The organism is Nocardiopsis sp. CNS-639 (assembly GCF_000381685.1).
GTDB lineage: Bacteria > Actinomycetota > Actinomycetes > Streptosporangiales > Streptosporangiaceae > Nocardiopsis > Nocardiopsis dassonvillei.
Window position 1 is genome coordinate 48,407 of record NZ_KB906856.1, and the last position, 12,162, is coordinate 60,568.

The following is a 12,162-nucleotide window of genomic DNA, read 5'->3' on the forward strand; positions in this document are numbered from 1 at the left end:
GGAGACCTGGCGGGAGCCGTACCGCGACCATGGAGGGAACGGCCGGTGTCCTGGGAGGGGGCCGGTGCGACGCCGACGGGAGGCGCACGGAGACCGCGCCGGGGCGGAGCGCCGCCGCCGGGGGGACGCCTCGGCGGCGGACGCGGCCCGCGGCTCACGCCCGCAGTGTGAGCGTGGCCAGGAGCCTCTGGTCGGCGTCGTCCAGGTCGAGCCCGGTGAGCTCGCGGATCCGCCTGATCCGGTGCCGCAGCGTGTTGGGGTGCACGTGCAGCCGCTCAGCCGCCCCGGACACGTCGCCGAAGGCGTCCAGGTAGGCGGACAGGGAGCGGCGCTGCTCGTCGTCGAGGGCGTCGAGCCGGTCGTCGCGCAGCCCGGGGCGGTCGGCCAGGGCGTCGAACAGCTCGCGCAGCACCACCGAGGAACGGACCTCCTCGAACGCGGTCACCAGCCGCTCGGGACGGTCCGCGACCACCTCCAGGGCGCGGCTGGCGACCTTCTTCAGCGACGGCACCGCACGCATCCTGGGCGCCACGCCCGCCACCGCCGCCTGGACGGGCGTGCCCAGGTTCTCGCGCAGCACCGACACCAGCTCCCGCGTCCACGCGGTGGGCGCCTGTCCGGAGGGCGCGGGGACCAACACGTACAGCAGGCCGCAGGCCGGGATGACCAGGGCCTCGCGGCGGTAGGCCGCCGCGTACACCGACGTGATCTCCGCGGCCTGGTCCAGCCGCCAGGGCGGGTCGACCTCCCCCTCCCGAAGGGCGAGCGCGACCACCGCCACCGGCGTCGTGGGGTCGGCGCCCAGGTGGCGGGCGAGGGCGTCGGTGTCGAAGGCGCCGGTGAGCAGGCCCACGGCCAGCCCCTCGGTGTCGCGCCAGGTGCTGCGCGCCTCGCTGTGGGCGCGCATGACGTGCAGCGCGGCCAGGCGTGCCGCGCCGCGCAGCACCTGGGGACTGGTCTCCGCGAGGGGCCTGCCGCCCACCTGCACCCAGATGGTGCCGAGCGCGCGCTCACCCGCCTGTATCCCCACCACCAGGCGGCGTGCGGCGCCCAGGTCGGGGCGTTCGGCGACCTCGACCACCTCGCCGTCCCGTATCCGCTCGTTGACGCCCCACTCGCGCAGGTGCGCCAGGAACGACTCCGGGCAGCCGCGGCCGAGGATGGTCTGCCTGCGCAGCTCGTCGGCCCCCTCGCTGGAGGCGGAGTAGGCCAGGACCTGACCGGCGGCGTCCTCGATGCTGACGATGCCGCCGGTCAGGGTCGCGACGGTCTGGGCCAGGGAGAACAGGTCGCCGTGGCCGGACCCGGTGGCGGCCGCCTCCAGGACCGACCGGGCCAGGGCGGCGAACTCGTCGGTGCCCACGGCAGGGTCCACGCAGAGCACGGGCAGGCCCAGACCGCGCAGCCCGTCGGCGTCCCCGTCCACGGCCGCCACGGCGCTGGCGGCCAGCTGCCCGGGACGCGCGGCCAGGGCGGCGGCCTCCCCGGGCGGGACGACGACCAGCGCACCGGCGGGTACGGGCGCGCCGTTCCCGGCCACGACCACCGAGCGGACCACGTCCCCGAGCCCCCGGGGCGCGGCGGCGAGTCCGTGGACGGCCTTGTCCAGTGCCTTCAACAGGGCCTTGACGGTCAGGCCGGTCTCGCTCACGGTCGCACTCCGGGGGTCTTCTCGCACGGGTAGGACCATTGTGCGCCTTTTCCCGGAGCACCGGACGCCGCGGACCCGTGACCGCTCCCAGCCCGCGCACGAAAGGGCCCCGGGGCCCGTTAGGGCGCCGGGACCACGGCTCGGGGCCTCAGGACTTGCGGTTCTCGCCCAGCTCCTCCTCGATGGGGTTGACCGGGCGGCTCTCCTTCATCGACTCGGCCATGCCGGGCTTCGTGTGCTCCCTGCGCAGCTGCGCGCGGGCGGACTCGGTGTGCGAGTCCGTCTCGGAGCGGGGCAGGGGCACCGAGCGCAGCACCTCGTTGGCCTCGTTGTACTGGGCGGGCGGCATCGCCCGCAGGGCGCTGAGCAGTTCCTCGTCGGCGCCCGCGTCCAGGGCGTGCGTCACGATCCGGTCCTTGTCCGCCGGGAAGTCCACTTCCCCCAGGACGTCCTGTAGCCCCTCGATGCCACGCTTGACGCTCATCGTCAGTCCCTCCGACTCGTGCGAGGGCCGGGCGTCTGCGCCCCGGTCACCGGGGGCGTGCCGCCCGACCTGCGAGGACACTGGGGGCGCCTACCCGGTCGGAGGGAAGCCCAACCGTCGCTGGGGAGCGCGGCCGGGCCGGGCGCGGAGTCCGGCGGGGCGCCGCGGCCCCAGGTCACCACGGTGCGAAACCCCGAGCGGGGGCGTCTCGCACCGCAGCGACCGCGCGTCGACCGCCGCGGGCGTCCGCGGCGGAGGGCCTCAGCCCTGTTCCGCGGCCGTTTCCCCGGCGGGGCGCAGCAGCGGCATGACCTTCTCACCGAACGCCGCGAGGTCGGCGTGGTAGTCCGGGAAGATCAGCATCAGACCGTCGAGCTCGGCGTACTCCACGATCTCGCGGATGCGTCCGGCCACCGTCTCGGGGGACCCGGTCACGAACGGCGTCTGGAACGCCTCGTCCTCGGGCCGCTCGGAGGTCAGCGACAGGGCCTTGTCCAGGGGCAGGCCCCAGGACCGCTTCATGTTGACCAGCGCGTCGATGTCCGCGCCGCGCCCGTACTCCAGCCGCCGCTCCTCGGCCGCGGCGTCGGTGTCGTCCATGACGACGGTCAGCATCGAGTACGTCTTGATGCTGCGCCCCTCCTTCTGGGCGCGCTCCTTGACGTCGCGGCTGGCGTCGCGCAGGCCGGGCAGGTCCTCCGCGGTCAGGAACGAGCCGTCGCAGTGGCGCGCCTGGAAGTTCAGGCCCGTGTCGGAGCGGCCCGCGCTGATCAGGGTCGGCGCCGGAGTGGGGTGCGGCCGCGAGCGGCAGTCGTCGAGCTTGAAGAACTCGCCGTCGTGGGTGACCGAGTCCTCGGTCCACAGCCGCTTGAGGACGCTGGTCCACTCCTCGGTGTACCGGTAGCGGTCACCGTGGCCGATGTCCTCGCGCCACAGGCCCATCTGGGCGAACTCGTCCACGTAGGAGCCCACCACGATGTTCATCCCGGCGCGTCCGCCGCTGATGTCCTGGAGGGTGGTGTACATCTTGGCGGCGAGGGCCGGGTGGAACAGGTTCGTGTGGACGGTCGCCCACACCTTGACGTGCTCGGTGGCCTCCGCGAGCCCCGACATCATCGTGATCGACTCCAGGGTGCGCCCCCAGTGGTCGGTCGCGCCGTCGTAGCCGCGCCACTTGCCCATGGACATGACGAAGTCGAGTCCGTAGGCGTCGGCGAGGACCGCGGCCTTCTTGTTGTACTCGTACGTCGCCTCGGGGTGCGGTGCGGTCTCCGAGACGATCCACCCCCCGTTGCCGATGGGCAGGAAGATGCCGTACTCGGTTTCGGCGGCCTGTGGCCCGCCTTCTGCTGCCATCCTTGGCTCCTCATTCACTCTCGGGCGCCGCTCACTGCGGTCGCCCGTGCGCAGTGCGGTCCGTGCGCCGCGCCCAGGCGCTCTGGGCGCTCGGTGCGCGGCGCTGTCCGCGCGGTCCTGCTGTGTGGGCTGTGCCCGGTCCTACTCGGACGGCCAGGACACCTCGGTCGCCACGTGCACGGCCTCCAGGTAGCGGGGGTCGAACAGGGGCTCCACGTCGGGCAGCTCGTCCAGCTGGCCGTTGTCGACGAGGGTCTGGCCCTCGGCCTCGGTCAGGCTCAGGTCGATGTAGCCCGGGGTGGAGTCGTCGGGCGTGGAGGCCGTCACCAGCTCCTGCTCGGAGTTCCAGATCCGCAGGTTGTGCTCGGTGTCGTATCCGGCCTCGGCCAGCTCGGCGGCGTAGCCGACGCACTCCTCGCCGTTCTCCTGGCAGTACTCGAAGGCCTTGGCGATCGCGCGCAGGTAGTCCTCGACGACCGTCGGGTTCTCCTCGGCCCACGTGGGGTTGGTGGCCATCACGCCGAACGAGCCCACGACCCCGTAGTTCTCGGGGAGCCACTCGTTGTACTCCTCGCCCATGTCGGACAGGAGGAAGGGCTCGTTGGAGCGGAACGCGGTGAGCGCCTGCACCTGGTCGCGCGGCAGCACGCTGGGGTCGTAGCCGACCTCGACGATCTCGATGGAGTCCATGTCCACGCCGTCGGCGACGAGCATGGCCTCCAGCGGCGCGGGGAGCATGCCCTTGTGGCCGAGGGTGGTGCCCTCCAGGTCCTTGAGCTCCTCGATGCCGGTGCCGGTGAGCAGGCTGGCGATCGGGACGTGCCCGTAGGTGGAGACGCCGATGACCTCGTGTCCGGCGTCGTTGGCCTGGAGGACCTCGGCCTCGTTGCCCAGGGAGGTGAAGTGGGCGGTGCCGGCCGACACGAGCTGGGAGTTGCCGATGGTGTCACCGCTGCCGGGCTGGATCTCCACGTCCAGGCAGACGGCCTCGAAGTAGCCGAGGGCGTCCGCGGCGACGGCCTCCAGGATGGAGACCGAGGCCTGGTACTGGTAACCGGTGATGTAGGTGACCGTACCGGCGTCGCGGTTGGTCTGGCAGCGCTCCTCGTCGATGACGGTGGCGACCTGGGGGTCCTCCTCGGCCGCCTCCCCTCCGCTGCACGCGGCGGTGAGGAGGAGGACCGATGCCGCGGCGGCCGCCGCGAGGGAGCGTCGGCGCCGGGGACTGGGGCGGTGGGGCGGATTGGTCATTGGGGGTTCCTTAGGAGGTGGTGCGCTGCTGGGACTCGTGCCAGAACAGCAGTCTGCGTTCGAGGACGGTGATGAGTGCGAGCATCAGCACGCCCATGACGGCCAGACAGGCGACGGCCGCGTAGACGTACTCCAACCGGGCGGTCGCGGCCGAGTTGCGGATCATCGTGCCGAGCCCGCTTGAGGATCCGGCGGCGACGAACTCCGCGACCACGGCGCCCACGATGGACAGGGGGAACACCACCCGCAGAGCGGCGAGGGTGTAGGGGAGGCTGCTGGGGATACGCAGCCGGAGCAGCACCTCCAGGCGGGAGGCGTGCAGGGTGGAGAAGACGTGCAGGACGGGCCGGGAGACCGACCGCAGCCCCGTGGTCACGTTGATGAGCACCGGGAAGAACGTGATGATCGCGGTGACGATGACCTTGGGGGTCATGCCGAAGCCGAACGCCACCACCAGGGCGGGGGCGATCGCGATGACCGGGGTCACGTTCAGGATGACGGCGAGCGGCATGATCGCGCGCCGCAGCAGCGGGATCTCCGACATCAGCAGGGCCAGGACGAACGCGGTGCCCGCGCCGAAGGCCACGCCCGTCAGGGCGATGCTGAGGGTGGCCCAGGCGTTGTTCACGAACAGCAGCGGATCCTCGACCAGGATCCCCCCGACCTCCGCCAGCGGAGGCAGGAGGTAGGGCTGGTCCTCGGCGGTCGCCGACCAGGCGAAGCCGACGATCACCACCGCCACGGCGGTGGGCAGCCACACGCTGAGCCTGAGGCCGAAGCGGCGCCGGCGCGCGGCACCGCGCTTCGGGGAGGCCTCGCCCTCGGGGCGGGGCCGGACGGGTGTGCTGGTGGCCATGGTCTCTCCTCCTCTCACAGCGGAACGAGGTCGTCGGGGGCGGCTCCGGCCTCCCATGCGGACTGGAGGGACGCGCGGACCCGGTCCTCCAGGGCGTGCATGTGCGGTCCGGTCACCACGGCCTTGTCGCGGGGGCGGGGCAGGTCGACGGGCAGCACCTCGTGCACCCGGCCGGGCCGGGCCGACATCACGACGATGCGGTCGGAGAGCGTGACCGCCTCGCGCACCGAGTGGGTGACGAACACGACCGTCGTGGACATGCGCTCCCACATGTTCAGGAGCTGGAGCTGGAGCGCCTCGCGCGTGAACTCGTCCAGCGCGGAGAAGGGCTCGTCCATCAGGAGCAGGTCGGGCCGCAGACCGAAGGCGCGGGCGATCGCCACGCGCTGCTGCATGCCGCCGGACAGTTCGTGGGGGTACTTGCGGGCGGAGTCGTCCAGGCCGACCATGCGCAGCAGCTGGTCCGGGTCCTCGCTGCCCCTGCCCGCCCGGCGGTTGACCCGCGAGGGCAGGGAGATGTTGCGCCGCACGTTCAGCCACGGCAGCAGGGCGGGGGTCTGCGGGACCAGGCCCACGGCCTTGGCCTCGCACATGCGCTTGGGCGTGGAGCCGAAGACGGTGACGTCACCGCTGTCGTGGCCCTCCAGCCCGGCGATCACCCGCAGCAGGGTGGACTTGCCGCAGCCGCTGGGGCCGATGAGGCTGACGAACTCGCCTCGGGGGATGTCCAGGTCGATGCGGTCGAGCGCGGGCCGGTGCGGGTCACCGCCCTCGTAGGTCTTGCTGAGTCCGCGTACTTCGATACGGTCGTCGCTCACGCGGCGTCCCGCCTTCGGTACGTGTGTTCGGTGCGCCGGGCCGCGGGCCCCGGGCCCGTCTCCGGCCGTGCTGGACGTGCCATACCTTCTCCTCGGGATGTGTGATCGGATGATTGCACAACGTGTCCTGGCGGTGAATGGGTGCTGGAGGGGCGAAAACGGGCGCGCAGGTCACAGGGGTGTGGCGTCATCGACCGAGGAGGGGGCCGGGCGGCACGGAGCCGGAGCGGGGTGCGAAGCGCGACGGGGGCGCCGCGGAACGCGTGGCGGAGCCGCTGGGGGACGCGGCGGTGTGCGGGCCGACAGTGCTTGCTGTGACGACGGTGCTTGCGACGACGACCGCATGGGGAAGGCCCATGGGACACCCTCCGGATGGCTGTCTTCGGACATGGGTGCCCGAGGACCTTCGATGGAGAGCGGGTGGAAGCAAGCATGGCGACGGCCCGCGGGAATCTTGACGTGTCAAACGTTAGGGATTGCTGATTAACGCGTTATGAAGTGTTGATCACATACTGATATCGAGTGCCCGAATCCTGAGACGGTCGTCAACGAGGGCGACCGTGATCTGGTGCGAGGCGAAGGCCACGGGCAGCCACGCGCCGCGCCCGAAGAGCTTGGCGAGGGGCTCGCCCAGCACCACGAGCGGACGTGCGTCCGGGAAGTGCTGGTCCCGCAGCCAGGCCAGCTTGAAGGCGTCCGCGATGACCTTGTTGCGCTGGGCCGACTTCATCGGCCCGTGCAGGGGTGAGAACTGGGCGAGGACGGTCGGCCGACCGTCGTCGGCGCAGTCGACCCCGACCCGGGTCCCGTCCGCGAGGGTGAACTCCCGGGGGGCGAGCTCGACACCCAGGTACGCGGAGAGTGCCCTGGTGAGCTCGGGATTACCCTCCCGGGTCGATCGGATTATGTCCCCCGATGACGGACTTCTCGCTGAATGCCCCATAGCAAGGAAACTTTAGTGCACATGGGCCCCAGTGGCATCGCGCTTGCCTCGGCGCGCCCCAGGTCGGAGACAGTATCGACTCCGTGACCTGCGGTTTTGTGGGAAGCTCCCGTGTTGTGCTTCACATCGGCCTTTCCCGGAGCGAACTCGTGACCGAAGTCCCGTTCCGGTAGGACCTCCCGGCGCGCCCGTCGTCCGCGCGCCGTCCCCGGGGAGTGCGGCCCTGAACGTATCCCCTGGTCGAAGCGGGTGCCGGGGAGGGATATCCCGGTAATTGCGCGGGAGAACGCGGTTGGACAACTCCAGTTCGCGGTGCGCGGGTCCACACAGTGGACCGATGTCAACCGTTGTTCACCTGATGATGATATGCGCGGGAACTGCGATTTACGCGGCGCATCGAGTTCCGGGCCCGGTCCTGTGGCCGACCGCGTCTCCGGTCCCGTGCTCGGTTCCGCGCTCCCGGCGCAGAGGGCGCCGCGCCCCGCGTGCTCTGGGGGCGCGGGGACGAGCCGCGCTCCGCCCGGCGGGAGGGGGATCGACGTGCCGGAGGCGCCGGTCGGTGGAGCGGTGGGCGGGCCGCCATGTTCACCGCGGCCGTCCCCGGGCAGGCGGGGATGACAGGCGTCCCACGAGGAGCACGAGGAGGCGGCGGTGGAGATCGTCCGTGCCGAGCACGTGGCTCGGCTGCTGAGTACGGAGGGCGGCGACCCGGTGCTGGTCGTCCACGAGGGCCGGGCCGACGTCGTCGAGGAGGCCGACCTCGACGGTCCGCGCTACGCGGGGGCGCTGCGCGTGATCGGCCGCGCCGACCTGCTGGAGGAGCGCGGCGGCGCGCGGCCGGGGCCGGAGGAGACCGAGGCCCTCGCGCGGCGGCTGGACACCGCCGTTCAGGGCCTCGGCGGATGACGAAGGGGACCGGCGGACATCCGCCGGTCCCCTGCTGTGCCTTCGGGTGTAGGGGCACCGTGTCCCCGGGCGGCGGGCCCCGGCGCGGAGCCCTGCTTCCGCCGCGTGCCCGGGCCTTCGGGGGTGGGGACCCCTAACCGGCCGCCTTGGGGTCGTAGGCCTCACCGGTCACCGGGTTGGTGGCCAGGCCGGTGACCGGGTCGTAGTCCACGTCCATGCCCAGGTCCGAGTCGTGGTAGAGCCCGGTCTCGGGGTTGCGGGGCAGACCCACCTCGGGGTCGATCTCCCAGCCGGTGACCGGGTCGACGGTCGGCACGGCCTGCTCGGAGGGCTCCTCGGACGGTTCCGTGGCCGTCTCGGAGGACGGGCCGGTCCCGGCGTCGGCCTCGGTGTCGGTCTCGGGTTCGGACTCCTCCCTCGGCGTCTCCTGCTCGCTGACGATCTCGCTCTCGGCGGGCTGCGCACCCGCGCCGCCCTGCGGGTCGAGCGCGCCCCAGCTCACCAGGGCCAGGATGAGGATGCCCAGGCCGACACGGTAGTAGACGAAGGGCATGAAGCTGTGCGTGGAGATGAAGCGCATCAGCCAGGCGATGACGATGAAGCCGACGACGCCCGCGATGAGCGTGCCCACGATGGTGGCGCCCCACCCGGCGTACTCGTTCTCACCGATGTCGGTCAGCTTGTACAGGCCCGAGCCGAAGACGGCGGGCAGTGCCAGCAGGAAGGCGTACTCGGCCGCGTCCGCGCGCTTGAAGCCGAGCAGCATCCCGCCGGTGACGGTGCCGCCCGACCGGGAGACGCCCGGGACGAGGGCGAGCGCCTGGAACAGACCGAAGGTCATGCCCCGGGAGACGTTGAGGTCCTCCAGGGTGCGGTGCTTGCGCGAGTACCGGTCGACGATGCCGAGGATCACGCCGAAGATGATGAGGTTCAGCGCGATCAGGCGCAGGTCGCGGAAGACGCTGTCGATCTGGTCTTCCAGGAGCAGTCCCAGGACCACGATGGGGACGGAGCCGAGGATGACGTACCAGCCCATGCGCGCGTTGATGTCGCTGCGCAGTTCGCGGTTGAACAGCGACCTGGTCCACGTGGACAGGATCGCCCAGACCCTCTGGCGGAAGTAGATCACCACGGCCAGCTCGGTGCCGATCTGGCTGACGGCGGTGAAGGCGGCGCCGGGGTCGGGCCAGCCGAAGAAGGCCGACACCACGCGCAGGTGTCCGCTGGAGGAGATCGGTAGGAACTCGGTCAGTCCCTGGACGAGGCCAAGGATGACTGCTTCGAAGAGGGACACGGCAGAGTCTGCTCCAGCTGCTTCGGTCGCCTCCCTCGGCGGGACACGGCGACGGTGGACAGGGCACGGCGGGGGCGCGCTCGGGGAAAAGGGGGCGGCCCACGAAGCTTACTGAGGTCTCCGGGTCGGCGTGGCATCGCCGGGGGCCGAGGCGACGCCGTTCCGCCTCCGCTGTCGGGAGGGTGCGAACACGCGTGCGGAGGGAGTACGGGGCCGTCCGGACGGCGACCGCCCCGCGCACCGGAGAGGGAACCTCGCACGGGGTTTTCCGGCTCGCGGGTGGTTCGGGGGGCGATCGGTGAAATGCGCCTTCCCGGCGGGAAATCACGGGTGGCGGACACGGCGACATCTCCGGGCGCGGCCCGGGAACACGGTCAAGCCTTTGACCTTCGTACCGGTCACCGTTGGGCGCAGTTCACGTGCGCGTCTCATTGCGCGATGCCGACGTGCCTCGGGATCGCCCGGCGGGGGTTTCCAAGAGGGCGTCGGTGGCCCTCCAGGACCGTCCGGCGCGGGCATGTCCCGCGGCCGCGCACCCGAGGGGTGTGCCGGACCGCGGCGGCCGGGTGCGCCGAACGACCCTACGGCCGCGCGCCCGGGGAGAGCTCCCCGATCAGCTCCTCGACGCGCCTTCTGATCTCGTCGCGGATGGGGCGGACGGCCGCCACGCCCTGACCGGCGGGGTCGGGCAGGGGCCAGTCCAGGTAGCGCTTGCCCGGGAAGACGGGGCAGGTGTCGCCGCAGCCCATGGTCACGCACACGTCGGAGGCCTCGACAGCCTCGGTGGTGAGGATCTTGGGGTGCTGGTCGGTGATGTCCACGCCGACCTCGGCCATGGCCTCGACCACGGCGGGGTTGAGCGCGTCGGCGGGCGCGGATCCGGCGGAGCGGACCTCCACGCGGTCCCCGGCCAGGTGGGACAGCCAGGCGGCGGCCATCTGGGAGCGGCCCGCGTTGTGGACGCACACGAACAGGACGGACGGCTTGTCGGAACTGGTCACGGTCACTCGCCTCTGCTTCGTTTCGGTGGTGGACGGGCGCCGCCGGGAACCGGACTCCGCGCGGTCGGCGGGGAATCGGGTCCGTGCGGGAGCGGACGGGCGCCGGACCGGACGCGGACCGCGTTCCCCGGGAAAAACGGGTTCCCGGGAAAGGGGGAGGGCGTCCGACGGGCTTGTCGGCGACAACCGGCAGGATAATATCAGCGCATGCTGATATCAGTAGACACTGACCTCATGAGGGCGCTGGGAGACCCGCTCCGGCTGCGGATCGTGACCCTGCTCGCCCGGGAGACCCTGTGTACGACGCACCTGGTCGAGGAGACCGGGGCGCGCCAGACCAACCTGTCCAACCACCTGCGGATCCTGCGCGAGGCGGGGGTGGTGGAGACCGAGCCCTGCGGCCGGTTCACCTACTACCGGCTGTGCCCGGACCGGATCGAGGACCTCTCCGGGGCCCTGGCCGGGCTCGCCGCCACCGCCCGTACCAGCGGCGCCGCCGCGAACAGGAGGCCCTGCTGATGGCCTCGACCGACAGGACCACCAGTGGTACGGGCGAGTCCGTCGTCGCGAAACTGTCGTTCCTCGACCGGTTCCTCGCGGTGTGGATCCTGCTCGCCATGGCCGTCGGCCTGGGTCTGGGACGCCTGGTCCCGGGGCTGAACGAACTTCTGGCGGCCATGGAGGTCGGCGGGGTCTCCCTGCCCATCGCTCTCGGTCTGCTGGTCATGATGTACCCGGTGCTGGCCAAGGTCCGCTACGACCGTCTGGACACCGTCACCCGCGACACCCGGCTGCTGGTCTCCTCCCTGGTGATCAACTGGCTCGTCGGCCCCGCGGTGATGTTCGCGCTGGCCTGGATCTTCCTGGCCGACCTGCCCGAGTACCGCACCGGCCTGATCATCGTCGGCCTGGCGCGCTGCATCGCGATGGTCATCATCTGGAACGACCTGGCCTGCGGTAACCGCGAGGCCGCCGCGGTGCTGGTCGCGCTGAACTCGGTCTTCCAGGTGCTGGTCTTCGGCCTGCTGGGCTGGTTCTACCTGGACCTGCTGCCCGGGTGGCTGGGCCTGGACACCGACGGACTCGATGTCTCCCCTTGGACCATCGTCCTGAACGTCGTGGTCTTCCTCGGAATCCCCCTCGTGGCTGGGTTCCTCACCCGCCGGATCGGCGAGCGCAGGATGGGACGCGAGCGCTACGAGTCGGCCTTCCTGCCCCGGATCGGCCCGTGGGCGCTGTACGGGCTGCTGTTCACCATCGTGCTGCTGTTCGCCCTCCAGGGGGACCGGATCACCAGCCAACCGCTGGACGTGGCGCGCATCGCGGTGCCGCTGCTGGCCTACTTCGCCCTCATGTGGTTCGGCACCTTCGCCTTCGGCAAGGCGGTCGGGATGGACTACGACCGCACCGCGACGCTGGCCTTCACGGCGGCGGGCAACAACTTCGAGCTGGCCATCGCGGTCGCGATCGCGACCTTCGGCGTCACCTCGGGCCAGGCCCTGGCCGGGGTGGTGGGCCCGCTGATCGAGGTGCCCGTGCTCATCGCCCTGGTGTACGTGTCCCTGGCCTGGCGCAGGCGCTTCGCCCCGGAGCGGAGGTAGG

12 protein-coding genes are annotated in these 12,162 nt (G+C 71.6%); 3 read left to right on the top strand and 9 right to left on the bottom strand.

Annotated elements, in window-relative coordinates:
• Positions 1 to 154 precede the first annotated feature (154 nt).
• The 7 genes from G011_RS0105565 to G011_RS32320 form a co-directional block, all read right to left on the bottom strand.
• Positions 155 to 1,651 carry a CdaR family transcriptional regulator gene (locus G011_RS0105565; protein WP_019607635.1) on the bottom strand — a complete coding sequence of 499 codons (1,497 nt, stop codon included), beginning with the start codon at positions 1,649 to 1,651 and terminating at the stop codon, positions 155 to 157.
• Positions 1,652 to 1,799: 148 nt separating this feature from the next.
• Positions 1,800 to 2,135, bottom strand: coding sequence for a DUF2795 domain-containing protein (locus G011_RS0105570; protein ID WP_013155502.1), 336 nt, complete (start codon positions 2,133 to 2,135; stop codon positions 1,800 to 1,802).
• A gap of 261 nt (positions 2,136 to 2,396) precedes the next feature.
• Positions 2,397 to 3,491, bottom strand: a complete 1,095-nt coding sequence (locus G011_RS0105575) for an LLM class flavin-dependent oxidoreductase (protein ID WP_019607636.1) — start codon at positions 3,489 to 3,491, stop codon at positions 2,397 to 2,399.
• Positions 3,492 to 3,632: 141 nt separating this feature from the next.
• Positions 3,633 to 4,742, bottom strand: coding sequence for an ABC transporter substrate-binding protein (locus tag G011_RS0105580; protein WP_019607637.1), 1,110 nt, complete (start codon positions 4,740 to 4,742; stop codon positions 3,633 to 3,635).
• A 10-nt stretch (positions 4,743 to 4,752) separates the two neighbouring features.
• Complete coding sequence (locus tag G011_RS0105585) at positions 4,753 to 5,598, bottom strand: ABC transporter permease (protein ID WP_013155499.1); 846 nt, start codon at positions 5,596 to 5,598, stop codon at positions 4,753 to 4,755.
• 14 nt (positions 5,599 to 5,612) lie between these two features.
• Entirely contained in the window at positions 5,613 to 6,416 is an 804-nt protein-coding gene (locus G011_RS0105590) for an ABC transporter ATP-binding protein (protein ID WP_013155498.1), read from the bottom strand.
• 505 nt (positions 6,417 to 6,921) lie between these two features.
• Positions 6,922 to 7,146: a hypothetical protein gene (locus tag G011_RS32320; protein ID WP_231391387.1), complete on the bottom strand. Its 225-nt coding sequence runs from the start codon at positions 7,144 to 7,146 to the stop codon at positions 6,922 to 6,924.
• An 864-nt stretch (positions 7,147 to 8,010) separates the two neighbouring features.
• Here G011_RS32320 and G011_RS0105600 point away from each other — a divergent pair.
• Positions 8,011 to 8,265, top strand: a complete 255-nt coding sequence (locus tag G011_RS0105600; protein WP_019607639.1) for a hypothetical protein — start codon at positions 8,011 to 8,013, stop codon at positions 8,263 to 8,265.
• Between the two features lie 133 nt (positions 8,266 to 8,398).
• Here G011_RS0105600 and G011_RS0105605 read toward each other — a convergent pair whose 3' ends face one another.
• On the bottom strand, positions 8,399 to 9,559 hold the full coding sequence (locus G011_RS0105605) for an undecaprenyl-diphosphate phosphatase (protein WP_019607640.1): 1,161 nt from the start codon (positions 9,557 to 9,559) through the stop codon (positions 8,399 to 8,401).
• Positions 9,560 to 10,140: 581 nt separating this feature from the next.
• On the bottom strand, positions 10,141 to 10,560 hold the full coding sequence (locus G011_RS0105615) for an arsenate reductase ArsC (RefSeq protein ID WP_036552310.1): 420 nt from the start codon (positions 10,558 to 10,560) through the stop codon (positions 10,141 to 10,143).
• 234 nt (positions 10,561 to 10,794) lie between these two features.
• On the opposite strand from G011_RS0105615, the gene G011_RS0105620 reads away from it, so the two are divergent.
• Both G011_RS0105620 and arsB read left to right on the top strand, forming a co-directional pair.
• Positions 10,795 to 11,079, top strand: a complete 285-nt coding sequence (locus G011_RS0105620; protein WP_019607642.1) for a helix-turn-helix transcriptional regulator — start codon at positions 10,795 to 10,797, stop codon at positions 11,077 to 11,079.
• Positions 11,079 to 12,161, top strand: a complete 1,083-nt coding sequence (gene arsB, locus G011_RS0105625) for an ACR3 family arsenite efflux transporter (protein WP_019607643.1) — start codon at positions 11,079 to 11,081, stop codon at positions 12,159 to 12,161. Before G011_RS0105620 ends, arsB begins: the two co-directional genes overlap by 1 nt.
• The last annotated feature ends 1 nt before the right edge of the window (position 12,162 follow it).

Coding starts and splice junctions, on each gene's coding strand:
- G011_RS0105570 (WP_013155502.1), bottom strand. CDS start 2,135: ATGAGCGTCAAGCGTGGCATCGAGGGGCTACAGGACGTCCTGGGGGAA.
- G011_RS0105575 (WP_019607636.1), bottom strand. CDS start 3,491: ATGGCAGCAGAAGGCGGGCCACAGGCCGCCGAAACCGAGTACGGCATC.
- G011_RS0105580 (WP_019607637.1), bottom strand. CDS start 4,742: ATGACCAATCCGCCCCACCGCCCCAGTCCCCGGCGCCGACGCTCCCTC.
- G011_RS0105585 (WP_013155499.1), bottom strand. CDS start 5,598: ATGGCCACCAGCACACCCGTCCGGCCCCGCCCCGAGGGCGAGGCCTCC.
- G011_RS32320 (WP_231391387.1), bottom strand. CDS start 7,146: ATGAAGTCGGCCCAGCGCAACAAGGTCATCGCGGACGCCTTCAAGCTG.
- G011_RS0105620 (WP_019607642.1), top strand. CDS start 10,795: ATGAGGGCGCTGGGAGACCCGCTCCGGCTGCGGATCGTGACCCTGCTC.
- arsB (WP_019607643.1), top strand. CDS start 11,079: ATGGCCTCGACCGACAGGACCACCAGTGGTACGGGCGAGTCCGTCGTC.